Source organism: Iocasia fonsfrigidae (assembly GCF_017751145.1).
Taxonomy (GTDB): domain Bacteria; phylum Bacillota; class Halanaerobiia; order Halanaerobiales; family DTU029; genus Iocasia; species Iocasia fonsfrigidae.
Genome location: NZ_CP046640.1, coordinates 3,715,631 through 3,739,289, shown reverse-complemented (window position 1 = coordinate 3,739,289; position 23,659 = coordinate 3,715,631). Strand labels below are relative to the sequence as shown.

Genomic DNA, 23,659 nt, shown 5'->3' with positions numbered 1-23,659 from the left:
GAATAAAATGCTAGAGAATTTATCAGAAAAAATAATAAAGGCATCAAATAAAGACCGACAGGCTTTAATTGGGTTTGATGGTTTTGTAGATAAAATATACCATCCAGTAAAAAGTAAAAATAAATCAAAAAAGGAATACTATCAGGAAATTCAAGAATTTGGTAATAGGTTAATTAGGGCAGCTGGTTTAAGTTGTGATATTGATATTGATCTAATGACAATTAAGCCGGGAGGAAATGCGCCTATTATGGCCAATGCCCTTGGTTGTCTTGATTTAAAGACAACAGCAATTATTCCAGTAACAGAGTATGAAAGACTTTTTCAAGATTATATGTCAGAGAATACAAGTATTATTTCAATTGGAGAACCAGCCTTAAGTTTTGTATTAGAATTTCAAGATGGGAAGGTAATGTTAGGTGATACACATAGCTTTAAAAAAATAAATTGGAAGTCAATACAGGACAGAGCAGGTGCTTTAATCCCAGATAAATTAAATGAATACCAGCTGCTGGGACTGACAAATTGGAGTCATTTTAATCAGATGTCAGCTATCTGGCAGAATATTTTACTGGAAGTAGAAAAATATTGTTTTAAGCAGAAAAGTTTACTATTTGTTGACCTGGCAGATTGCCAAGGTAGAACAACAGCAGATATACTTGATATGCTTTTATTACTAAAAAAGTTTAGAAAATATTATCAGGTAATACTGGGATTAAATGTAAATGAAGCTATTGATATTGGTAAAAAAGTATGTCAGGGAAAAAATGAGCTATTTAACATAGGGAATTATTTATTAGAACAGGGGTATATTGATGAAATTGTCATACATCCGGTTGCTAAGGCATTGTTTTTAAATGAGCATCAAAAAGCTATGATATCTATACCTAAAATAGAAAAACCAGTAATAACTACTGGTGGTGGTGATAATTTTAATGCAGGTTATTGTTGGGCTAAAATTCATGATTTTAATTCACTTGAAGCAGCTGTTATTGGGACATTAACAGCTAGTCTATATGTTAAAACTGGATACAGTCCTAATAGAAAAGAACTTGTAGCATATTTAGAAAAAATTAAGCCCGGAATATTAATAAATAATAAGGGGGGAGAATAATGAGTGATCCTATGAAAAACGATATTATATCACAACCAGAGTTTTTAAAAAAATTAATGAAACAGTATATCAAGGATGATTTTTTTTCAAATGAATTAAAAAAAGCAGCCACTTGCTTAAAAGAAAGTAAAGGACCAATTCTTTTTATAGGTATGGGGAGTTCTTATTTTGCTACAATTCCAGCAGTGAATCGATTGTGTGCTAATAGACAATTTGCTTTTAATCCACCAACTGATGAATTACTTCATTATCAATTACCAGTAATTGATGAAAGCTTTACCATAGTAGCTGTATCTCAATCAGGTGAAAGTATAGAAACTAAAAAAGTTGTGGAAAGAATAAAGGATAAATGTAGAGTTATTGCTATAACTAACAATCCACAAAGTACAATTGCTAAATTGGCTAACATTAATCTGCCTATTTTTGCAGGGGAAGAGGCAACTATCTCTACTAAAACATTTACTAATACCTTATTGTTATTGGACATGCTAGTAGATAGTATTTTTTCAGAAAGTGTTGATGGATATTGCAATCTAATAAATGATTTTGATGTTTTAGCAGCAGAAATTGATGTATTATTGTCTCAATCACCTAGTTTATATGACAAATTAGCTAAATTTAACAAGTTGACTTTAATTGCCCGGGGAAATAGTCTAGCTGCTGCTAAAATGGGTGGTTTAATTTGTAAAGAGGGTACGGGACTACAACCTGCTGCTATTTCAGGAGGTGCTTTTCGACATGGACCTTTAGAAATTGCTGGTCCTGATCATGCAGCTATTATTTTAGCAGATACAAAAGATAAAACTTTTGACTTGATGCTTAAGCTAGCAAAAGAATTATTTGATTTTGGTTCTAAAGTAATTTTTGTGACAGATCAGATTAATAAAGATAACTATAGTTTTAACTATATAAAATTAAATAAATATCAACATTTAAATACTTTATTTTCTTTTTCAATTGTTATACAGATTTTGACAAGGGAAATTGCACTTAGGCAGGGAAGGATACCAGGTAAACTAAATAAGATTTCTAAGGTTACCCGGGTTGAGTAGTGACCGGTAAAAAAGTATTCACTTGCCATCGGGGAAGTATAATTCACCTGTAACAGGGTGAATTTTTCTTTATAATGGTTCAACCATGATATAGGGGACGGTCATGATAAGAATAAAACCATTTTTACAGACAAATAATACCATATATTATTATCTCTTCATATACATAAAAAAAATTGCAGGAATTTATCGCTTTATGTATAAATAAATAATAGGTAATATTAATTTATTAAAAAAAAAGGAGGATTAATTATGGATAAGAAGGTTTCCAGGAAAGACAAGCCACTTAAAACAAGGGGAAGAATAGCTGTATTTTTGAAATTATATCTAACAGTTTTTATAATCATAGCTATTACTGAGAAGATTGGAATAAAAAGCTTTTCTTTAGGTCCTGGTAAGGTTGTTTTACTGCCGATGCTTTTTGCAGTAGTGATCGGCATCTTAATTACACCTGATTTATTGGGAAAGGTTTTTGCATTTCTAAAAAACCTGATAGCCAGTGAAGAGATAGAACTTGCTGGTTCAATGGTTATGCTGGCACTTTTGCCACTGGGGGTGAAGTACGGGGCTATTGTTGGACCAAATATTGTGCAGATTATAAAGGCAGGTCCAGCCTTACTACTGCAGGAGTTAGGTAACCTTGGTACAGTTATTATTGCCCTTCCACTGGCACTTTTGTTAGGAATGGGCAGGGAAGCAGTTGGGGCAACAGCCAGCATTTGCCGTGAACCTACCCTGGGAATAATTGGGGAAAAATATGGTATATCTTCACCTGAAGGGACAGGTGTTCTGGGGACTTACCTGATTGGAACAGTTTTTGGGACTATCTTTTTTGGACTGCTTGGCACCTTGTCAGCAAATACAGGTCTCCATCCTTATGCTCTGGCTATGGCTTCTGGTATGGGTAGTGGGAGTATGATGACAGCTGCCTCGGGTTCACTTGCTGAAATTGTACCGGGAATGAGAGATACGGTTCTTGCTTATGCAGCGACAAGTAATATGTTAACTGGGGTAACTGGCCTTTATTCAGTTGTTTTTCTTGGTCTACCTCTGGTTAATTTTTTATATGATAAACTTTCACCTATTATTGGTAGAGGTAAAGAGGTAGAAAATGGAGAGTTGAGGGGGAATAGTCATGAATCTTAATCTGGAACAAAGCTTAAATCAACTTAAGGTTTTAATTGTAGTTGGCATTATGATTCTTGTTGGTCAGAGGATAGGTTATGGAATACCAGTAGCAACTGCTATTCCCGGGATGTTAATGATAATTGCTATTGCTATGTTGTCCCTTATTATAAAAGACTTGTTTCCCAGGGTAAAATTCCCCGCCTTTGCCTGGGCTTCACTGACTGCCCTGATTTTGAGTATGCCTTTTATACCGACTTCAGAATGGTTTTTACATTATACAAATGAGGTTAATTTTTTAGGAACAACAACCCCCATACTTGCTTTTGCCGGGATTTCTGTAGGGAATAAAATTCAGAAATTAAAGGAATTGAGCTGGAAGGTATTTATCGTAGCTATTGCTGTGTTTATTGGTACTTTCTTTGGTTCAGCTATTATTTCCCATATAGTATTAAAATTACAAGGTATTATTTAATTCAAATTTAAATGATTTTAAAGGACAATCCTCATTTATTATGATAATTTAGGATTGTCCTATTTTCATTGCTTAGATTAATGGTTGTTTTAGAAGGAGGGTTAACTTTTGCCAAAAGAAGAGCTTAAAAAAAAGGTAGTCAGGGTTATTGATGAAAAGAGAGACAGGATTATTGCTTTGGGAAAAAAGATGTATGATAAACCGGAATTAGGTTATAAAGAAAAGTATGCTACTGATTTGCTATATGAAGAATTTAAAGACCTGGGACTGGTCCCGAAGAAAAATATAGCAGTGACAGGTTGTAGTGCTGTAGCTGGGGAAAACCCTGGCCCCAGGATAGCGTTTATGGGTGAGCTGGATGCTATTTTATGTCATGAACACCCTGATGCTGATCAAGAGACCGGGGCAGTTCATGCCTGTGGGCATAATATCCAGTCCGGGGTAATGCTGGGGGCAGCTTTGGGCCTTGTTCTGTCAGGGGCTTTTTCAGAATTAAGTGGTAGTGTGAAGTTTATGGCAGTTCCGGCTGAGGAATATGTCGAATTAGAATATCGCTATGACCTCAGGGAACAAGGGAAAATAAAATACTTTGGAGGAAAACAGGAGCTTATTTATCGGGGAGAACTTGATGATGTTGATATGGCGATGATGATCCATTCACTCTACCCTGGTGATTCTGGAATTAAGGCCTTACTGGGTCCTACGGGAAATGGTTTTGTTGGTAAAAAGGTGCAGTTTACAGGTAAAGAATCACATGCTGGTTCTGCTCCAGAAGAAGGGGTTAATGCCCTTAATGCCGCTATGCTGGCTATCAATAATATTCATGCCCAGAGGGAGACCTTTCCAGATGAAGAAAAGATAAGGGTTCATCCGATAATTACTAAAGGTGGAGATATTGTAAACATAATACCGGCAGATGTAAGAATGGAGAGTTATGTGCGTGGAAGGACAGTTAAGGGAATCATTGCTGCCAATCAAAAAGTAAACAGGGCTATCCAAGCAGGGGCCATGGCTGTTGGAGCCAAAGCAGAGATAAAAGATATACCCGGTTATCTGCCTCTTCTGAATAAGGCTGAGTTAGATCATCTCCTTTTAGAGAACTTAAGTGCTTTTCTAAAAGGAGATGAAATCCAGCAGGGCAGTTCTTTTGCGGGTTCTTTTGATTTTGGGGATGTCTCTCACCTGATGCCAGCTCTCCATCCGTTTTTTGGGGGAGTAAAAGGTGACCTGCATACCCGTAAATTTAAGATTATAGATGAGGAATTAGCCTATATTATACCAGCTAAAACGATGGCTATGACCGTAATTGACCTCTTATATAATAAGGCAGATAGAGCAACAACAATTATTGAAAACCATCAGGCTGTTATGACTAAGGAAGAATATCTCGACTTACTAAGTAGTTTTGATAAAACTACGTGACACCGGGACGGTTCGTTTGGCACATTAAAATAGATGCTATTACTATTTTAATTATAATCTATCATGGGAAGTTAATTTCTATGATAGATTTTCTATATTCTGGCAGGTATTTATGGAGAACTGGTGAAGTATAGTATAAATTGCTTTTTTGTAAAAAAAATTTCTGGCATTGTTAATAAAAAGGGGGTTTTTATGACTTATTCTTTACTTATTTTAGCTCATGTACTAGCTGATTTTTCCTTTCAGACAGAGAAACTAAGTAAAAATAAACAGCTGTCTTTTTTGGCTCTAATGAAGCATTTGTTGATTGTTTTCTTGACTTCACTGATCTTGACTTTTTATTATTTCAGTGAGCAGTTATTGTTTGTTATTTTAACAATTACATTATTTCATGGTATAATTGATTATTGTAAAATATATTTAACCTGGAAACTAGCAGAAAGAAAAGCAAAAACAGGGAATTATAAATTGGAAATATTTATAGTTGATCAGATATTACATATACTTGTTATTTTATTAACTGTGCCCTTATTTACTTTGCAGGGGAATTTATATCTTGCTTTAATGTATAATGATCTTAAGGATATATTTCAATGGTTAGGGGTGTTTAATACTTCCAGGGTATTTTTCATTACGATTGCCGCCTCAGTTGTTATTTTTAATTTTAAGGGGAGTACTATTATTACCAGGGCTGTTCTGGAAAAGTATAAGAGTGATATTAATAATAAAGCTGGTAAGGGCAAGGCGATCGGGAATTTAGAGAGGCTATTAATTATTTTATTTGTTATCTTAGAAAACTATTCATTGATAGGGCTTTTATTTACTGCCAAGTCTTTAATTAGGTTTAAAGAGATAGAAGAAAAAAAGGTGGGAGAAGGGTTTGTTGAATATTATTTATTAGGTTCAATTACAAGTATTTTCCTGGCAGTTCTAACTGGGAGTATAATTAATATATTTAAGTATTTATGGTAAATGGGGGATGATTGTTTTGCTGGACCAGCAGGTAGTTATTATAGGAGACTTAGTTGATTCCAGGAAATTGGAGAATCGAAGAGAGGTACAGGAAAAATTAAATTTCGTGTTAGATGAGGTTAATAGTAAATACAGGGAAGTAATTAGAGTTCCTTTTAAAGTTACTCTGGGTGATGAATTTGTGGGTGTTTTAGAGTCCTATGAGCAGATGCTGGATTTATTACAATATATGGATGTTAAATTCAATGGCATTGAGCTTAGATATGGTCTTGGGGCTGGTCTGTTTGATAATTACAAGGGTCAGGGATATAAAAATGCTCTTGAGGCAATCAATACTGCTAAAAAAAATAAATTCAAAGTGCATTTGTTGATGGATAATAACAGAGATACGGCTCTACTTATAATAAATCTGCTTTTACATCTATATTTTAGTATATTAGCTAAGTATAATGGGAGGCAAAAATATATAATTTATCAGTTAGCCAGGGGGAAAACACAGGAAGAGATTGCTGCTGTACTGGATACATCACAGTCAAGTATAAGTCAGTCTTTAAAAAAGATAAACTGGGCCTTACTGCTTAAAACTAATGAAATATTTTATAATCTGCAGCAGTATATAAAAATCTGCAGTGATATCTGTAAAGGCACTTATATAGCTTTGATAGCTGCCTGGCCTACAAAAGCTAATGATGAAAGAGTTGTTCGGAATTTATTAAACTCTATTAACCAGGAATATAGTGATATTATAAGGTCAAAACTTATCCTTACTTCCCTGTCTTCAGAGGATGATGATTTTTATGAATTTCAGGGTCTTTTTTATAATGAACAAGATAAATTTAACAGAATTTTATCTTTAATAGTAGATATATATATTGAACTACAGGGGCTTTATTCTGGCCTGGGGATTGGCGATATTGCAACCAAAATTAGGAATGAAGCGCTTGGTATGGATGGGACTGCTTTTTATAGAGCCAGGGAAGTACTTGCTAGTTGTTTTTCACAAAAAATGCAGTTAGGTATTAAATTTTCAAATAATTTTATAGATGATTTATATGCACATGTATTATCTCTATTTATTGAGATTATTAAATCCTGGAGTCCCAAACAGAGTTTGGCTGTGAGATACAAACAGAAGGGGTTAACCCAAAATCAGATCAAAGAAAAGATGAATCTATCCCGGTCAACAGTAGTTGAGCACTTACAAAGGGCAGGTTGGTATGAATATGAATTTATTTTTAATAGTATTTGCAATTTATTCATATTAGATAAAAACACGACAATATAAATATATTAGGTAAAAACCCGATATTGTGGTGTTGTTAAAAACATTAGATTTGTGGTAGTTTGATTTAGGTTTATTATTTTTGTATAATTAATATGATATAGCTCTAATATAAGGTATGTACATAGATAAAGATGTCTATGTGTAAAAATAAACATAAAAAGGGGTTTTTATTATGAGAAAAGATTTCTATCTGGCAGTGCAGAATAGACGTAGTTATTATGGTATTGGGAAGGAAAAAGTTGTTTCAGAGAAAAAAATTGAAGAAGTAGTAAAAAGTGCAGTAAAATATACACCTTCAGCCTTTAATTCTCAGGGAGCAAGAGTAGTTGTTTTATTTGGAGATAATCATAATGAACTTTGGGATATAACAAAAGAAACATTAAAAGAGATTGTCCCAGAAGAAGAATTTGCTGCTACGGAGGAGAAAATTGCTTCCTTTCGTAATGGATATGGAACAGTTTTGTTTTTTATTGATGATGATGTTGTAAAACAATTACAAAAAGAATATACTCTTTATAAAGATAATTTTCCGGTTTGGGCTCAGCAGTCAAATGGAATGCTGCAGTATGTTGTGTGGACTTCTTTAGAATTAGAGGGACTGGGGGCATCATTACAGCATTATAATCCACTGATAGATGATAGAGTAAAATCTAAGTGGAATTTACCGGATAACTGGCGGTTGATTGCTCAGATGCCTTTTGGTAAGATACTAGCCACCCCAGAGGATAAACAATTTCAACCTGTTGAAGAACGTGTTAAAATATTTAACTAGGATGTATAGTAAGATATTAAAGTTGACGGCAAATTGGGCCTCTCCAGAAGAAGAGGCCCTTACAGTTTAAATCTTATTCTGCCAGGCAGGCATAGATTTTAAATAATGGTCTGCTCTTTTCATATAGTTAGCTTCTTTATCCTCAGGGGTGATGCTCTGCAACCACTGTGCAATACCGGCCTGGCACTCTTCTCTGGATTTTAAACTCCCATTTTCGTCTGTACAGTATTGGCAGTACTTGTCTGTTTTTTGATGTGAGATTTCCGGGGAAAGAGGCATCCCACAGGATAAACAATATTTCATATCCATAATTAATCCCTCCATTTAGATTTGTTAATTGTATTATAAGGGGATAAATATGACAACAGTATGTCACCTTTAAGTTATTAGTTATATAATTTATAGATTTCTTCAGCTTTTTGCTTAATAATCTTTTGAATATGAGGGGGGGTTAAGACCTTTACCATATCTCCAAAACTTAAAATAAACCCATATACCCAGTTGTCTTCAGGGTAGCTTATTTTGACCAGATATGAACCGTCAGCCTGTTTTTCTATTTGATCTTTAGCAAAAAAATCTTGAATATATAAAAGTGCTTCTGCTTTAAAGAGTAATTCTAGATGGACTTCTTTTCCGGGATTATACCAGGCGTTTTCATTTTCATATTCGCTAAAATCCTTATGTATTTTTTCAAAAAAATCATTGTTTAGAGATAAATCAATAATCCTGGACAAGCGAAATATACGATAATCCTTACGTAAGCGGCAGAAGGAGTAAAGATACCAGGTAGTACCCTTTAATACCAGAGTAATAGCTTCTATTTCTCTCTTGGAGATTTCCTGCCTGGCATTAATATAATCAATAGTCAGGGTTTGTGAGTTTTTAATTGCCTGTTTAATAAGCTCTAGTTTCTTTTTCAATTCTTTATTTCTTCCCCAGGGGTTGAGATCCATGATTATTTGTTGATTATTACATAGCTCAAGATTTTCAGGAAAAAGTGTCTTAATTTTTTCTGCAGTGTATTTAATAGAATTGTCACTAATAGTAGAATCTAGGCCTTCCAGGGCGGTTAAAATAGCAGCCATTTCTTCTGCAGTAAAGAGGTTTTTATCTATTTTATAATTATCCAGTATAGAAAAACCACCATCAACCCCTTGATGTGAAACAATAGGGATACCAGCCTGACAGATAGATTCTATATCTCGATAAATTGTACGGGAAGAGACCTCAAATTTTTCGGCCAGTTTACTGGCACTTACCCTATTTTTATTGAGTAAAATCATAATTATGGCTAGTAATCTGTAAACACGCATCTCCATATCACTCCTGAAAGAGACTAATCTTTTATAATTGTATCACAATATTTTATACCATACAAGTGTTTGCTTAAGAGGGTAAGCTTGATTTGCTGAGATTTAACTATTGACTGATAGTCAGTCATATGTTACTATAGATATAATACAACTGACTGATAGTCAGTCAAAGAGGTGATATTCAATGAGTATACTTGTTTTAAATGGTTTAAATGGAATAAACAATATTTATAATAATATTGTGAAGAAATTGGTAACTGGAATGAAAGGTAGGCCTGGACTGGAGGTTATTGACTTGAAAGATAAGGAGATAGCGCCCTGCAGGGGATGTTTTGCCTGCTGGGTAAAAACACCGGGAATCTGTATAATTGATGATGAAGGAAGGGAGATAGCCAAAAAAGTTATAAATAGTGAGCTGCTTATATTATTAACACCGGTTATATTTGGCGGGGTTTCATCTACTTTAAAAAGGGGCATTGATAGACTAATTCCTAATCTTTTACCTCATTTTAGAAAAACAAATGGTGAAATACATCATAAGGCAAGATATGAAAAATACCCTGAACTTATGGCAGTTGGTTTGTTAGAAAAAAAGGATGATGAGGTTGAAGGAATCTTTAGTCAGTTGCTTGCCCGTATGGCTATTAATATGTACTCACCTGTACATAAGACTTTCTTTTTATATACTAATGACTCAGCAGAAGACCTAGATAAGGCTGTAAATAGAATTTGTCTGGAAGTAGGTGGGAGAAGTGAATAAAAAGCAGTGTCTCTTATTGGTAGGTAGTCCCAGGGGTTTAAAGAGCAATTCCTATAAGATAGGGAGTTATCTTTCGAATAAAATGCTTGATAATGGTTTTATGGTTAAAGAGTATTTGTTAAGGGACTTTAATAGCTCTAATAATAAGTCTTTGGTTTCCTTAATGGAGTTAATCCGGGAGAGTGAGATAATAGTTCTGACATCCCCACTTTATGTAGATTCACTGCCTTCGATTGTAATAGAGGCAATGGAGGTAATTGCTGAAAAATGTTGTACTAAAAAGACAGGAAATAAGCAAGGGTTTCTGGCAGTGATTAATTCCGGTTTCCCGGAACCAGTTCAAAATGATACTGCCTTGAAAATCTGTCTTAACTTTACCAGAAAAGTGGATTTTAAATGGCTTGGTGGCCTAAAAATAGGGGGAGGTCCGGCAATAGGAAAGCAGGTGTTGGAAGATAAGCAAGGTCTACTTAAAAACATGGTAATAGGTCTCGATATGGCTGCCGGAAGACTTGCTAAAGGTGAGTCTTTGCCTGAAGATGTTTTGAGTCTTTTAAATAAACCTCTGGCCCCCAAATGGCTGTACTTGACTATTTTAAATTTTGGTTGGTGGTTTCAGGCCAGGAAATATAATGTTCATAAAAAACTATATGCTATGCCCTATCAGGATACTGAATAAAATGAAATTTAGTTAAGTGTGAAAGGATGGTTACTTTGCTTAGAATATCTAAAGACCCGGCAGAGAGAAAGAATGAAATCATTGATGCAGCAGAGAGGTTATTTATGGAAGATGGTTTTGATAATACTACAGTAGGTGATATTGTTAATGAGGTTGGGATAGCTAAAGGGACATTTTATTATCATTTTGCCACAAAAGAAAGCATTATTGTTGCTATTGTTGAAAGGAGATTGAATAAAGGCCAAAAAAAGGCAGAGACAGTACTAAATGATAAAGAGCTGAATGCGGTAGAAAAAATGGAAAGGGTAATGAAGATTTTATTTCTTAAGGCACCTGAGGATAAAAAGATTTTTCATTACTTTGATTTGGATAGTAATGCAAAAATACATCAAAAAAGGGATGAATTATTTCATAAGATATTTAAAGATATTATACTACAGATTGTTGAGGAAGGTGTTCAGGATGAACTTTTTAAATGCGAATATTATCAGGAAATAACAGAGATTATTTTTATTGGTATAGATAGGTTCATGCATATTAACCTTAAAAATTTCCAGAATAAAGGGGTTTTTAACGAAAAAATAAAGGCTATTGAAGAACTTTTAGAAAGGGTACTGGGACTTGATAAAGGGGTCTTGAAGATTTTAGAAAGCATCTAAAAATTAAGTTTTTCTATAGAGCAGGATTATTCACCTGTTAGTAGATGAAAGCATAAAATTTACTAACAATAGGGTGAATTTTTTTTATAAAGATTTTAAAATTATTTCTAGAATATACATGTTTGAGGTTTTAAAGGATAATAAGATATAGTTTTTTATTATGAGTTATAATTTTTAATTAAATCCCATTTTTTTGCAGGAAAATAATAAAATATATAGAATTATGTAATATATTGAAGATATAACTTAAAACAAATGTAAATCAGATGAAATATTTTGGAATGATATAGTTTGGAATAATTAAGTGTTAAGTATTATAAAAATTAATTATTATTGTAAAAGATAACTCTATTAGATAAAATGGGAGTTTATTTTTTGCAATAAAAATAAAAAAGAGTTTTATATAATAAAAAAGCGAAGGGGGTGATTATTGTAATTTAGTATCCAAAAAGAGAGAGGTTATAATCTTAAAAACAGGGAGGAAAACAGATGATTAATAAAAGATTTGCTTTATTGTTAATTGTAGTATTAGCTGTTATGACTTTTACAAATAGTGTTGGTGCGAAAGGAAATTTGAAGATTGTTGCTGCTCATAATCAGACATCCCCTGAAAATCCTTATCAAATAGGGTTGTTGAGCTTTAAAAAAGTAGTGGAAGAATTATCTGCTGGAAGTATTCAGGTTGATGTTCATGCAGGAACGCTTGGTACTAGTGAGGCTGAATTAGTTGAAAAATTGAAACTGCGGGCTGCTGATGTTGTACTGGTTTCTCCTGGGTTTATGACTAAAACTGGTATCGGTGAGATACAATTATTTGCCCTGCCATATTTATTTGATAGCTATGAACACTGGGAGACAGTAGTTGATGGAAAAGTTGGAGAAGAAATGGCCAGGATTGTTAATGAAAAATCATACAATGACTTTAAACTTATTGGTTATTGGTCAGCAGGTGTCAGGCATTATTACGGTAAAAAGCCTATACAGTCAATGGCTGACCTAGATGGAATGAAGATAAGAACACAGACTTCAGGTGTTGTAGCAAACTTCTGGAAGAAAACAGGTGCTATACCTACTGCAGTAGCCTGGGGAGAACTCTACCAGGCCTTACAGCAAAACGTAGTAGATGCTGCTGAAAATGCCTATCCATATTTTGTCCAGCAGAATCACCACAAAACATCAAATGGTAAATACATAACAGAGACCGGGCATGATTACACTACCAGATTCTTATTAATCAATGGACATAAGTTTGACTCCTTAACAAAAGAACAGCAGAATATTATTCTAACAGCAGCCCGGGAGTGTGTTATAACAGAAAGAGCAGAGTTATATAGACAGGAAAAGGCATATAAAAAGCTTGCCATTGATGAAGGGGCCTTTGTAAATGAAATAGATAGAGAGCCATTTATAGAATTAGCTAAGCCTTTACAGGATGAAGCAGCAGAAGAAATAGGTGTTAAGGATTTACTCAATCAAATTAGAAATCTAAAATAAAGAATTAAAGGTACAGGGTTGTATATTACCACCCTGTACCTATAAAAGTAGGTGGTGATTAAAGTGATAAATAAAATTGTGAAATTCATGGAAAGGGCAGAGTTATTCCTTGGGGTAGTATTTTTAAGCACTTTTTTTATTACTATATTAATACAAATTTTTGCCCGGTATCTTGGAATTGCAGCAATCTGGACCGAGGAGGTAGCCAATTATTCGTTTATCTGGTCAGTCTTTATGGGAGCTTCTGTTATGATCAAAAGAAAGAGTCATTTTAGATTTAGTTTACTGTTGGAAAAACTAGAGGGAAAAGCAAGAATCTATCTTAATATAATTATCAATATTATTTTACTACTCTTTAATATATCTGTATTTTATTATGGGATTATAGCAACAAAAAGCTTCTGGAATTACCGTTGGGTTGCTTTACCTGACTTTAAAATGGGTTATGTCTTCCTTTGCCTACCGATCATGGGAATTACTATGGCTTTTTATGTTCTGGCAGATATAATAAAAAATGTTCAGGCTATTAGAAAAGGGGGTCAATAAATGTTAGGCTTTATTCTTGTTGGACTATTTATTATACTTTTAATAATTGGTGTACCAATTGCCTTTGTGATAGGGATTGTAGCCTTAACAGGGATTTTGTCAGCACCATATATACCGGCAGTTACCGTTGTGATGAAGATGTTTAATGGTCTGAATTCCTTTGTTCTACTAGCTGTACCATTATTTATTCTGGCTGCAAACTTAATGAACCAGGGGAAAATATCAAAAAAGCTGATTGAGTTTTCGGTAGCAATAGTAGGGCATATTCGCGGGGGACTAGCCCATGCCAATGTATTAGTTTCAATGATCTTTGCAGGCATATCAGGGGCTTCTCAGGCTGATACTGCTGGGGTGGGAAATGTATTAATACCAAATATGATCGAGACAGGGTATGATAAAGAAACAGCAGTAGGCGTAACTGCAGCCTCTTCAACCATTGGTGTTATTATACCCCCTAGTATTCCAATGATTATTTATGCTGGTTTGACAAATACTTCAGTGGGTTCATTGTTTTTAGCGGGAATCATACCTGGTATTTTGACAGGGCTTGGTATGATGCTAGTTATCTATTTCCTTTCATTAAAAAAGGGTTATCCAAAATATAAAAGAACTTCCCTGAAAAAATTCCTCAAACTTACCAGGCAGACATTACCTGCCTTGCTAACACCAATAATTATAATTGCCGGGGTAATTACTGGTTGGTATACTGCCACAGAGGCTGCAGCCTTTGCTTCATTATATACCCTATTTATTAGTATGTTTTTTTATAAAACACTGAAGCTTAAAGACTTACCAAAGATACTTGTTGATACATTAACCCTGAGTTCATTATCTCTGTTTGCCTTAGCTGCTGCCAGTGCCTTAGGGGAGCTTTTTGGCTATTATCAGGTGCAGAAACTGGCAGAACAGTTTCTTACTACCTACATTACCCAGCCCTGGCTCTTTATGTTTGTTATCATTGTGTTCTTTCTCTTTGTTGGTACATTTATGGATGCAATACCAGCAATGATTTTATTTATACCAGTAATCCTGCCGATAGCAATTAAACTGGGGATTAGTCCTATATTATTGGGAATGGTTACAATAATGACACTGGCGATTGGGTTGGTAACACCACCCTATGGCTTGTGTTTATTAATCGCTTCAAGGATTGGCGAATTATCTGTTGAGAAATCATTTAACGCAGTTGTTTTATTTATTGCTGTGGTACTTATTGTTTTAATATTGGTTGCTTTTTTTCCTGATATAACATTCTTTATTCCCCGCTTGATTGCCCCTGACCTTTTATAGTTTTACTGTTTTAAGAGTTAGATTGTTTGATTAATTATCTAAAGTTGACTGTATTATTGGAAAAGCAAATAGAGGATTAAGGATATCCTCTATTTGTTTTTGAATTTTTTAAGTTGGTAAAGCTTATCCCCTAATCAAGTTTCTTTATATTTTGCTCCGATTTCTATATTTTTTTCCTCATCAAAATTATAAATGTCTAGGACATATTAAATTAATATAATTTTCATTAAATTATTTTTGTTAGTATATTTTTAAAGTATTGTATAAAGATGTAATATGTATTATTATATAAATGACAGGGGTTGATTTTTAAGATATATAAAAAATAGATGGAGGAATGTTATGCAGATAAAGTATTCTGAACCAGCAGAGATTATTTTACCTGATTCGTTTGTAATGGACAAACATTATTATCATAAAGTCATGAATGCACAACCACATATTTTGATAAGTTATTTTATGAATATGAGCAAAGAAAGAATAGTTGAGAGGTATTGCCACCTAAATCCCTTAATTGATGCTGATTATTTAATGTCATTAATTGAATATAAGCCGAAGTATATATATTGGACAGGTACGGATCTGTTTCATGTTACTACAGCTGAAGGTAACAAAAAAATGATTGTCATTGAAACAAATTCATCCCCCTCAGGGCAAAAGTCTATGCCGATACTAAATGATAATCAAGAGATGGGTGGGTATAAACGCTTACTGGAAGAATCTTTTTTACCGCTAATTAAGTCCAGAAGATTACCAGCAGGAAACCTTGCTGTTATTTATGATAAAAACTATATTGAGGCTTCTGGTTATGCAGCTGTTCTTGCTGAATTAACAGGTGAAAAAGTCTATCTAGTATCTTATTTTACAGGGGATGAAAAGCCAGGGATTAGATTTATCAAGGGGGTAATGGAAGCAAGAGATTGTCAGGGTTGCTGGAAACCTATCAGAGCAGTCTTTCGTTATGTGACTCAGAAACCGTGGAACCGTATTCCTGTTTATACTAAAACTTTTATTTATAACCCGATTATTGCCTGTCTGGCAGGTGGAAGAAATAAACTAATTGCCGCCAAGGCATATGACCTCTTCAATAGTAAGCTTGAGAATCATGGTTTGAAAATTTTTACACCGGAAACGATTATGAATGTGAATTTAAGGGAGATCCCTTTATGGCTTAGTAGATTTGGAGGACACGCGGTTATTAAAAACCCTTATAGTAATGCTGGTCAAGGTGTTTATACAATAACAAATAAGGAAGAACTGGCGGAATTTATGTCTCTGGAGCACCATTATAAAAATTTTATAGTTCAGAGTTTAGTGGGGAATTACCAGTGGAGTACTATTAGTTCTGAAGGGAAGTTTTACCATGTCGGCACAATTCCTAATAAGAGGAAAGAGATCTATGTTTCAGATTTAAGGTTTATGATTGCAGCAACACCAGCTGGTTTTAAACCAATAGCTATGTATGCCCGTAAGGCTAAATCTCCATTGACCAGTTCATTAGATGATTCCCACAAATCATGGGATATGCTGGGGACTAACCTGTCAATTAAATTATCAGATGGATGGGGAAGTGATGTGAGCCGTCTTAAATTGATGGACCGTAGGGATTTTAATACTCTGGGATTGAGCCTGGATAACTTAATTGAAGGCTATATACAGTCAGTTATATCTACTATAGCCCTGGATCATATGGCAATTAATCTTATTAATACGAAAAAAAAGTTGCGTAAAAAGCTTTTCTCTTCGCTTAACCCAGACCCGATTCTTATGCAAGAACTTATGTGACAGCGGGAAGGTCCGTCTGGCAATGCGGGAAAATACTAAAGGATTATTATACATCTCTGCACTTCTATTGGCTTACTGCAATATATTATAATGTGTCAGTGATGCTTGATATGGCTGTTGTAACTAGAATTAGCTGAAGAGATACAGGGATAGGGGGATTGTTTTTGACTATGGTAGATTTGAACGGGGATAAGGACATAGAGGAGAAAAATATTATTTGGCATAAGGGTAAGATAGGATTTGAAGACCGTTGTCGTAATCTGGGACAGCAGGGTCAGGTACTCTGGTTTACGGGTCTATCAGCTTCTGGCAAATCCACTATAGCTGTGGAACTTGAGTGGGTATTGCTGGAACAGGGAAAGGCAGTTTACCGTCTTGATGGGGATAATATAAGATGTGGTCTAAATCGAGACCTGGATTTTTCTGCTGAAGACCGCCTGGAAAATATCCGCAGGATAGCAGAAGTAGCAGCACTATTTAAAGATGCAGGTTTGATTACCCTGGTTTCTTTTATATCCCCTTACCGTGAATCAAGGGAATTTGCCCGTAATCTTATAGGAAAGGAATATTTTAAAGAGATTTATGTTAAGGCAGATATAGAGACCTGTGCTCAAAGAGACCCTAAGGGTTTATACAAAAAGGCCCTGGCCGGGGAGATAAAGGATTTTACCGGTATTTCTGCACCATATGAGGAGCCTGAAGAGGCTGATTTAGTAATTGATACAAAGGATAAAACAGTAGAAGAATCGGTTGCTTTAGTATTAAGAATGTTAAATAATAGTTAAAAGAAGATGTATCGAGGGTGGAATTTAGTGAAGCCCTCTGTCATATTTTGCTGATGTTATTGAAGGGTAGATGGAAATTTGATAAAATATAAATAGTAACATCAGGGGGTGATTTCTATGGCTGATGAAATAAAACAATTGATTGATATGCTAGCACGGCTAAGGGGTATTGTTGAAGATGGATTTGCTACAATAGAGAAAAGATTTGAAGATATAGATAGGCGATTTGAAGCAGTAGGTAAGCGGTTTGATAATATAGAGGTAGCAATTCAGGAGTTAAATACTAATCAACTAAGAATTTTAAACTCAATGAAATTGCTTGAACGAGATGTCAAAAGTAATCAAAAACATATTGAGCGTTTAGAAGAGAAAGAAAGTTTTCTATAATATTTTGTTATTTCCCTCTGTTTGAGATTAACAGGGGTTTTTTGTTGGTATAAAAAATAAGTATATTTGTCAGTTTGCTACTTTATTGATATAATTGATTCGATATAATCTAGAGACTTAGGGGATGAAATAATTATGAAGGAGATTTGGAGAATCTTTCTTATTTTCTGCCGAATAGGGGGTTTTACTTTTGGCGGTGGATATGCCATGCTTCCCATTATTCAAAAAGAGATAGCAGAAGAACGCAAGTGGGCAAGTGAAGAAGAGATTATTGATTATTATGCAATTGGACAGTGTACTCCTGGAATAATAGCCATTAATACGGCAACCATGATCGGTTACAGGCAGAAAGGAGTCCTAGGGGCTTTGGCGGCAACAGCTGGTATGGTTTTTCCTTCTTTATTGATTATTACAATTATAGCTGCTTTTTTTCAGAGGTTTCAGGAATATCAGTTGGTTCAAAATGCCTTTGAGGGGATTCAGATTGCTGTCATAGCCTTGATTCTAGATATTGTACTAAAAATGTGGAAGAGGTCAGTTAAGGACTATTTCGGCATTTTGGTATTTGTTCTGGGATTTTTAATGCTTGCTTTTTTTAGATTATCACCGGTTGTTGTTATTCTAAGTTCTGCCCTGGGTGGTATCATAGTTCAAATTAAACGGAATAAGGGTTTAGGTAGTAGTCTTGATAAGAGTGAAGGTGATTTACGGTGATCTATCTTATTTTATTTCTTGAGTTTTTTAAAATAGGACTGTTTTCGTTAGGAGGCGGCCTGGCTACCCTGCCTTTTCTCCAGGAATTAATAGTTAAATATGGTTGGATTACTCATACTGAGTTATTAAATATGATTGCGATTTCTGAATCCACGCCAGGTCCGATTGGGGTTAACACCGCTACTTTTGTAGGCTATAATACAGCGGGTATCTTTGGTGGGCTAGTAGCTACTATAGGGCTGGCAGCTCCGTCAATAATAATTATTGTTATTGTTGCTCATTATTTTACTAAATTTAATGAACACCCTCTTGTTGAGGGTGCTTTTCTGGGGATACGACCAGCAGTTACCGGGTTAATTGCCTTTGTAGCCTTTGAACTGGGTAAAGGGGAGTTGTTTAACCTACAGCAATTTAGTTTAAACGAGGGGATTTTAGATTTTCTAAATTTAAAATCAATCATCTTATTTATTATTTTGTTCTATCTGATTAATAGATACAAAAAACATCCGATACTTTACATAATTCTGGCTGCGGTCATAGGAGTAGTATTTAACTATTAACCGCATGACAAGGGGACGGTTCGTCTGTCATGCTGTCTAGTTTGGAAATAAAAAAGCCTCAACTTAAGATAAAGTTGAGGTTTTTAAGATCAATTAACTATTTTTCTTTAGCAATAAGTAATGGTAATAGCTGTGGAACTATAATTACAGCCATAACTGCTAATACAACAAGTAAATCCCTTAACATGATAATCTCCCCTTTCTTATTTTCTTATAGTCTTATAAAGGTTATGTCTAGAGTATATAGCAAATATTTAAGTTTGTAAAGGGGAAATAGAAAAATCCAATAAAAAATTACCCTTATTTTAGAAGAGAACTTCTGGAATAGGGTTTTTTTAATTAATACCCTTTTTATAATAAGCAACACGGACATAACATCGAACACTTTGACAAAATACAATATAAGTGATAAAATAATGTAAAACAAATAATATATGACATAAAGTTGACAATAAATGTGAGATAAAATAAAGAAAAAGATGGTGTAATGGAGAGTTCTAAGTTATGATGAGTATGTAGAAGCAGATAGTTTAGTAGTTAAAAGTGGGAGTGAAAGAAGAGTAGTGAAGAGTAGTAATGGATTAGGTTCTTGGTTTTAAAATTAATACAGGGAGAGTGATTGAGTGAAGATTTTAGGTACTATTGATATTTTAGTGATGATTTTGTACTTTGTTATTCTGCTTTATATCGGATATAAGATTATGAGAGACAAGAAGGGAGAAGGGGAAGCAGAATCATTTCTGGCAGCAGACAGAAATATGAATCTATTACAGACTACCGCCTCTACAGCAGCTACTGACCTGGGGGGTGGATTCAGTATTGCTATGGGTGGTCTGGGCTTTACCCTTGGTATATCAGGTTCATGGTTGATTGCTGTATCTGGTCTTAGTGCTGTTTTTTCTTCTTTTTTATTAGTTCCTAAAGTAAAAAAATGGGCTGATAAGACTAAAGGGTTAACCATTGGTGATCTTTTTACCCAGAGATTTGATGAAAAGACCGGGTTAATTGCGGCTCTTTTAATTGGTGTATCCTGGTTTGCCTTTGTTGGCGGGCAGATTATTGCCGCAGGTAAACTGGTTGCTGCAACGATGGGTTTTGACCTGACGACTGCTATTATACTTGCTGGTGCAGTAGTTCTGGCCTATACAGTTATGGGTGGATTAAAGGCTGTAATCATTACAGATGTCTTTCAAATGGTTATTCTCTTTGTTGGTATTATTTTCATAATGGTACCTATTGGACTGGTTAAGGTTGGCGGCTGGTCAGGGATGGTAGAACAGTTTAGTGCCTCTGCTGAAACTGCTAATTTATTGAACTGGGGAGCTGTGGGTTGGAAAACGGCAATTGGCTGGTTCCTTTCGATATTTCCGGTTTGGTTTATCTCTATAGCTGCTTTTCAGCGGATAGTTGCTGCCAGGGATGAAGGTACTGCCACAAAAGGAATCTTTTTAACAGGTATTCCCATTGAGTGGCCTCTATTTGCTATTGGGACTACTCTGGTTGGTATGTTTGCTAGAATGTTAATGCCTGGGCTGGCTGATGCTGAACTGGCAACTCCTAATATGATTCTTACCTTGTTGCCGGTGGGTATTTCTGGAATAGTAGTTGCAGCCTATATTGCAGCAGTTATGTCAACAGCTGACTCTTGTCTGATGGGGCCTGTTGCTATTTTTGTTAATGATGTTTACAAAAAACTTATCAATCCTGAAGCTAATGACCGTCAATTGGTTAAAGTTGGTCGTTATGCAACACTGGTTTTAGGTGTGTTAGCCATTTATCTGGCTTATAGTGTTCCTTCTATTTTAAGTATTGTCTTATTTGCCTATACCTTTGGGGCAGCTGGTCTTTTTTTCCCAATGTTGGGTTTGTTATTTTGGAAGAGAACCACTGCATCAGGGGCTTTTTTTAGTATTATTCTAGGTGGCTCTGCAGCAATTATTTGGGGGCCAATACTGAAAAATCCTTTAGGATTTTCCGAATCATATCTAGGCTGGATTGTTTCCTTTTTGGCTTTGGTTATTGTATCTCTACTGACAGAGCATAGTGTAGATGAAGACATAGATACTTTCTTTCCTGATGATCCAACTTTTAGCGACATTATAGCCAAATAAAGAAGTTATAAGAAAAACTTGCTTGAGAGAATCATTTTTAAGATGAGTAATTTAATTAAATTTTTATTACAACAATTATAATAATATATATTTTTACAGGTATGTTATCTAGTATGAAGGGGAAATTAATGATTTTACAGCAGGAATCTATTAATACACAATTGTCCGGGAGTTTCTAAATATGAGTATTTCTGGGAGAAGGCAAATTTTCCTTCTCCTTTGTTTTTTAAATAATTGCTGTAAGGTAGAGATAAAATAATTTTGTACTTCTTAACTCATATATAAAAAGGTCTTCTGAGATGACAACCGAACTGTTCCAATGTTATGTTATATATTTTTTGGAATTACTTGACTATTCTATGGGTAATATGTTAGTATATTAATATAGTAAGATATATGCAAAGGAGAATTATTAATGGAATTACATAAACATGAAAATAATGATTATGGTTATATGAAAGACTATGTATATGAAGTGTTAAAGAAAAACATAATAGAACTCAGGTTAAAACCGGGCATGAACCTGAAAAAGGAAAAGATAGCCAAAGAATTAGAGGTTAGTATAACACCAATACGGGAGGCATTTGCTCGTTTATCAGAAGATGAACTGGTTGATATTTATCCCCAGCGGGGGACATATGTTTCACTGATTAATATGAAAAAGGTAGAGCAGGCTAAATTTATGAGGGAACATCTGGAGAGGGCCGTTGTGAGGTTGGCTTGCAGTGACTTTCCTGAGGATTATATTTTAAAATTGAAAACTAATATTAAGATACAGGAGATTTATGTTGAAGAAGAAAACTATATTAAGTTATTTGAACTTGATAATGAATTCCATAAAATTATTTTTGATGGATGTAATAAAGGGGATATTTGGTCATCTATTCAACAGTTGAGTAATCATGTAAGCAGGTCAAGAATTCTTAGCCTGGCAGCAAACTTTAATGGTAATGAATTAATAGTTGAGCATCAGAAAATTGTTGAAGCTATTCAGAAGGGAGATAAAGAGTTGGCAGATAGGATTATAGCTAAACATATTAGCCGTATAAAGTTTGATAGTAATAAATTAAATATGGAATATCCAGGTTATTTTCTAAAACAATAAATTTATATTCTTATAGAGAAAAATTTTTATTACATATGCTAACATATTAGTATATTAGTAGATGAGGCTTTTTATAGTTTTATAACAAGGGGGTGAAAATAAAGCGGTTAATTAATTTTTGTATGTTGAGGTGTTTTCATTTTAAGTGGAGATATGTGGTCTTTTTAAACTAAAAATAGGGGGCATGAATATGTTTAAAAAAAGATTAATATTAGTATCTTTAGCAATATTGATAATGGTAAGTTTTATAAGTTATATTAATGGTGGGGTAAATGCTGCCTCAAAAAAATATGTTATGAATCTTTCTACACAGCTTAATGAATCTGATCCTCTTGTAAAAGGCTTTAAGCAATTAAAGAAAAATGTTGAAGAAAAAACAGATGGCAATTTAATTATACAAATTTTCCCTAGTGCTCAACTTGGTTCTGATGAAGATATGATTGAACAGACAAGAATGGGTGTAAATGTTGCTTTGTTAACTGATGGAGGCCGCATGGCAAATTATGTACAAAATATAGGTATAATAGGGATGCCGTACTTAGTTAATAATTATGAGGAGATAGAAAAATTAGTAAATACTAATTTATTCCATGAATGGGAGGATCAATTGGCTAATGAACATGGAATAAAGGTTTTAGCATTTAATTGGTATCATGGACCCAGACATTTTCTAACTAATAAACCGATTATGAAGCCAGAAGATCTTATTGGTATAAGAGTAAGAACTCCTGGTGCGCCTGTGTGGCAAGAATCTATTAAGGCATTAGGAGCTACTCCTGTAGCCCTTGGATGGACTGAGGTATATACTGCTATGCAGCAAAAAGTAATTGATGGGGCAGAAGCTCAGCATCTAGCTACTTATACTTCAAGACTTTATGAAGTTATTAAGTATATAGACAAAACAGCTCATATTCATTTGATTAATGGTATTGTAGTTGGGACAAAATGGTTTAATTCATTGCCCAGTGAATATCAAGAAATACTTATACAGGAAGCAAATACTGTTGGGAGAGAAACGGCTCTGAATGTTATTAAAGTCGCTGATGATTATGAAAAGAAAATGATTGAAGCAGGTATGGAGGTTATTGAGTCTGATGTTGATGCATTTAAAGATGCAGCTGAGCAAGCTTATGAAGTACTAGGATTTAAAGAAGTTAAACAAAAAGTATTGGAGCAAATGAATAATTAAACACATATTACTAATGATTAATAGATTTACCCTCCTTTTTTGATATACATTAGTTAAAAAAGGGGGGG

At 34.4% G+C, this 23,659-nt stretch carries 24 protein-coding genes; 22 read left to right on the top strand and 2 right to left on the bottom strand.

What is annotated here, in order from left to right; all coding sequences use genetic code 11:
- Positions 1-7: 7 nt before the first annotated feature.
- The 8 genes from GM661_RS17920 (at position 8) to GM661_RS17885 (ending at position 8,214) form a co-directional block, all read left to right on the top strand.
- Positions 8-1,111, top strand: coding sequence for a hypothetical protein (locus tag GM661_RS17920; protein ID WP_230868023.1), 1,104 nt, complete (start codon positions 8-10; stop codon positions 1,109-1,111).
- Positions 1,111-2,163: an SIS domain-containing protein gene (locus GM661_RS17915; protein WP_230868022.1), complete on the top strand. Its 1,053-nt coding sequence runs from the start codon at positions 1,111-1,113 to the stop codon at positions 2,161-2,163. The genes GM661_RS17920 and GM661_RS17915 overlap by 1 nt, the downstream gene beginning before the upstream one ends.
- 252 nt (positions 2,164-2,415) lie before the next feature.
- Positions 2,416-3,309, top strand: a complete 894-nt coding sequence (locus GM661_RS17910) for a DUF3100 domain-containing protein (protein WP_230868021.1) — start codon at positions 2,416-2,418, stop codon at positions 3,307-3,309.
- Positions 3,299-3,763 (top strand): hypothetical protein, encoded by a 465-nt coding sequence (locus tag GM661_RS17905; RefSeq protein WP_230868020.1) that lies wholly within the window; start codon positions 3,299-3,301, stop codon positions 3,761-3,763. Before GM661_RS17910 ends, GM661_RS17905 begins: the two co-directional genes overlap by 11 nt.
- Positions 3,764-3,871: 108 nt before the next feature.
- A complete protein-coding gene (locus GM661_RS17900; RefSeq protein ID WP_230868019.1) occupies positions 3,872-5,185 on the top strand; it encodes an amidohydrolase in 1,314 nt (437 codons plus the stop codon).
- Positions 5,186-5,377: 192 nt separating this feature from the next.
- Entirely contained in the window at positions 5,378-6,157 is a 780-nt protein-coding gene (locus GM661_RS17895) for a DUF3307 domain-containing protein (protein ID WP_230868018.1), read from the top strand.
- Between the two features lie 7 nt (positions 6,158-6,164).
- On the top strand, positions 6,165-7,442 hold the full coding sequence (locus GM661_RS17890; RefSeq protein ID WP_230868017.1) for a SatD family protein: 1,278 nt from the start codon (positions 6,165-6,167) through the stop codon (positions 7,440-7,442).
- Positions 7,443-7,614: 172 nt separating this feature from the next.
- Positions 7,615-8,214, top strand: coding sequence for a nitroreductase family protein (locus GM661_RS17885; protein WP_230868016.1), 600 nt, complete (start codon positions 7,615-7,617; stop codon positions 8,212-8,214).
- 66 nt (positions 8,215-8,280) lie between these two features.
- Here the strand turns inward: GM661_RS17885 and GM661_RS17880 are convergent, their stop codons facing one another.
- Together GM661_RS17880 and GM661_RS17875 are read right to left on the bottom strand one after the other, a co-directional pair.
- Positions 8,281-8,523, bottom strand: a complete 243-nt coding sequence (locus tag GM661_RS17880) for a zinc ribbon domain-containing protein (protein WP_230868015.1) — start codon at positions 8,521-8,523, stop codon at positions 8,281-8,283.
- A gap of 77 nt (positions 8,524-8,600) precedes the next feature.
- Complete coding sequence (locus GM661_RS17875; protein WP_230868014.1) at positions 8,601-9,527, bottom strand: helix-turn-helix transcriptional regulator; 927 nt, start codon at positions 9,525-9,527, stop codon at positions 8,601-8,603.
- Between the two features lie 184 nt (positions 9,528-9,711).
- Here GM661_RS17875 and GM661_RS17870 point away from each other — a divergent pair, with 184 nt between their 5' ends.
- The 14 genes from GM661_RS17870 to GM661_RS17805 all read left to right on the top strand — a co-directional run bounded on the left by GM661_RS17870 (position 9,712) and on the right by GM661_RS17805 (position 23,591).
- Entirely contained in the window at positions 9,712-10,287 is a 576-nt protein-coding gene (locus GM661_RS17870) for a flavodoxin family protein (RefSeq protein WP_230868013.1), read from the top strand.
- The gene (locus tag GM661_RS17865; protein WP_230868012.1) at positions 10,280-10,966 is read left to right on the top strand and encodes a hypothetical protein; all 687 of its coding nucleotides are present in this window, start codon (positions 10,280-10,282) and stop codon (positions 10,964-10,966) included. Before GM661_RS17870 ends, GM661_RS17865 begins: the two co-directional genes overlap by 8 nt.
- 35 nt (positions 10,967-11,001) lie before the next feature.
- The gene (locus GM661_RS17860; RefSeq protein ID WP_230868011.1) at positions 11,002-11,625 is read left to right on the top strand and encodes a TetR/AcrR family transcriptional regulator; all 624 of its coding nucleotides are present in this window, start codon (positions 11,002-11,004) and stop codon (positions 11,623-11,625) included.
- Positions 11,626-12,114: 489 nt separating this feature from the next.
- Positions 12,115-13,119: a TRAP transporter substrate-binding protein gene (locus GM661_RS17855; protein ID WP_230868010.1), complete on the top strand. Its 1,005-nt coding sequence runs from the start codon at positions 12,115-12,117 to the stop codon at positions 13,117-13,119.
- A gap of 63 nt (positions 13,120-13,182) precedes the next feature.
- On the top strand, positions 13,183-13,665 hold the full coding sequence (locus GM661_RS17850) for a TRAP transporter small permease (RefSeq protein ID WP_205739311.1): 483 nt from the start codon (positions 13,183-13,185) through the stop codon (positions 13,663-13,665).
- A complete protein-coding gene (locus tag GM661_RS17845; RefSeq protein ID WP_230868009.1) occupies positions 13,666-14,955 on the top strand; it encodes a TRAP transporter large permease in 1,290 nt (429 codons plus the stop codon). It abuts the gene before it with no gap.
- 342 nt (positions 14,956-15,297) lie between these two features.
- On the top strand, positions 15,298-16,740 hold the full coding sequence (locus GM661_RS17840) for an ATP-grasp domain-containing protein (RefSeq protein ID WP_230868008.1): 1,443 nt from the start codon (positions 15,298-15,300) through the stop codon (positions 16,738-16,740).
- Positions 16,741-16,910: 170 nt separating this feature from the next.
- Positions 16,911-17,525 carry an adenylyl-sulfate kinase gene (gene cysC, locus GM661_RS17835; RefSeq protein ID WP_125991837.1) on the top strand — a complete coding sequence of 205 codons (615 nt, stop codon included), beginning with the start codon at positions 16,911-16,913 and terminating at the stop codon, positions 17,523-17,525.
- Between the two features lie 117 nt (positions 17,526-17,642).
- Entirely contained in the window at positions 17,643-17,912 is a 270-nt protein-coding gene (locus GM661_RS17830) for a hypothetical protein (RefSeq protein ID WP_230868007.1), read from the top strand.
- Positions 17,913-18,047: 135 nt separating this feature from the next.
- Entirely contained in the window at positions 18,048-18,626 is a 579-nt protein-coding gene (locus GM661_RS17825; protein ID WP_230868006.1) for a chromate transporter, read from the top strand.
- Positions 18,623-19,186 carry a chromate transporter gene (locus GM661_RS17820; protein WP_230868005.1) on the top strand — a complete coding sequence of 188 codons (564 nt, stop codon included), beginning with the start codon at positions 18,623-18,625 and terminating at the stop codon, positions 19,184-19,186. Before GM661_RS17825 ends, GM661_RS17820 begins: the two co-directional genes overlap by 4 nt.
- Before the next feature lie 623 nt (positions 19,187-19,809).
- The gene (locus GM661_RS17815; protein ID WP_230868004.1) at positions 19,810-21,297 is read left to right on the top strand and encodes a sodium:solute symporter family protein; all 1,488 of its coding nucleotides are present in this window, start codon (positions 19,810-19,812) and stop codon (positions 21,295-21,297) included.
- Between the two features lie 415 nt (positions 21,298-21,712).
- Entirely contained in the window at positions 21,713-22,402 is a 690-nt protein-coding gene (locus tag GM661_RS17810) for a GntR family transcriptional regulator (RefSeq protein ID WP_230868003.1), read from the top strand.
- A 190-nt stretch (positions 22,403-22,592) separates the two neighbouring features.
- Entirely contained in the window at positions 22,593-23,591 is a 999-nt protein-coding gene (locus GM661_RS17805) for a C4-dicarboxylate TRAP transporter substrate-binding protein (RefSeq protein ID WP_230868002.1), read from the top strand.
- The last annotated feature ends 68 nt before the right edge of the window (positions 23,592-23,659 follow it).

Excerpts from the sequence above, each read along its gene's own strand:
- GM661_RS17920 (WP_230868023.1), top strand. The coding sequence starts at position 8 with ATGCTAGAGAATTTATCAGAAAAAATAATAAAGGCATCAAATAAAGAC.
- GM661_RS17915 (WP_230868022.1), top strand. The coding sequence starts at position 1,111 with ATGAGTGATCCTATGAAAAACGATATTATATCACAACCAGAGTTTTTA.
- GM661_RS17910 (WP_230868021.1), top strand. The coding sequence starts at position 2,416 with ATGGATAAGAAGGTTTCCAGGAAAGACAAGCCACTTAAAACAAGGGGA.
- GM661_RS17905 (WP_230868020.1), top strand. The coding sequence starts at position 3,299 with ATGAATCTTAATCTGGAACAAAGCTTAAATCAACTTAAGGTTTTAATT.
- GM661_RS17895 (WP_230868018.1), top strand. The coding sequence starts at position 5,378 with ATGACTTATTCTTTACTTATTTTAGCTCATGTACTAGCTGATTTTTCC.
- GM661_RS17890 (WP_230868017.1), top strand. The coding sequence starts at position 6,165 with ATGATTGTTTTGCTGGACCAGCAGGTAGTTATTATAGGAGACTTAGTT.
- GM661_RS17885 (WP_230868016.1), top strand. The coding sequence starts at position 7,615 with ATGAGAAAAGATTTCTATCTGGCAGTGCAGAATAGACGTAGTTATTAT.
- GM661_RS17880 (WP_230868015.1), bottom strand. The coding sequence starts at position 8,523 with ATGGATATGAAATATTGTTTATCCTGTGGGATGCCTCTTTCCCCGGAA.
- GM661_RS17875 (WP_230868014.1), bottom strand. The coding sequence starts at position 9,527 with ATGCGTGTTTACAGATTACTAGCCATAATTATGATTTTACTCAATAAA.
- GM661_RS17870 (WP_230868013.1), top strand. The coding sequence starts at position 9,712 with ATGAGTATACTTGTTTTAAATGGTTTAAATGGAATAAACAATATTTAT.
- GM661_RS17855 (WP_230868010.1), top strand. The coding sequence starts at position 12,115 with ATGATTAATAAAAGATTTGCTTTATTGTTAATTGTAGTATTAGCTGTT.
- GM661_RS17845 (WP_230868009.1), top strand. The coding sequence starts at position 13,666 with ATGTTAGGCTTTATTCTTGTTGGACTATTTATTATACTTTTAATAATT.
- GM661_RS17840 (WP_230868008.1), top strand. The coding sequence starts at position 15,298 with ATGCAGATAAAGTATTCTGAACCAGCAGAGATTATTTTACCTGATTCG.
- cysC (WP_125991837.1), top strand. The coding sequence starts at position 16,911 with ATGGTAGATTTGAACGGGGATAAGGACATAGAGGAGAAAAATATTATT.
- GM661_RS17830 (WP_230868007.1), top strand. The coding sequence starts at position 17,643 with ATGGCTGATGAAATAAAACAATTGATTGATATGCTAGCACGGCTAAGG.
- GM661_RS17825 (WP_230868006.1), top strand. The coding sequence starts at position 18,048 with ATGAAGGAGATTTGGAGAATCTTTCTTATTTTCTGCCGAATAGGGGGT.
- GM661_RS17810 (WP_230868003.1), top strand. The coding sequence starts at position 21,713 with ATGGAATTACATAAACATGAAAATAATGATTATGGTTATATGAAAGAC.
- GM661_RS17805 (WP_230868002.1), top strand. The coding sequence starts at position 22,593 with ATGTTTAAAAAAAGATTAATATTAGTATCTTTAGCAATATTGATAATG.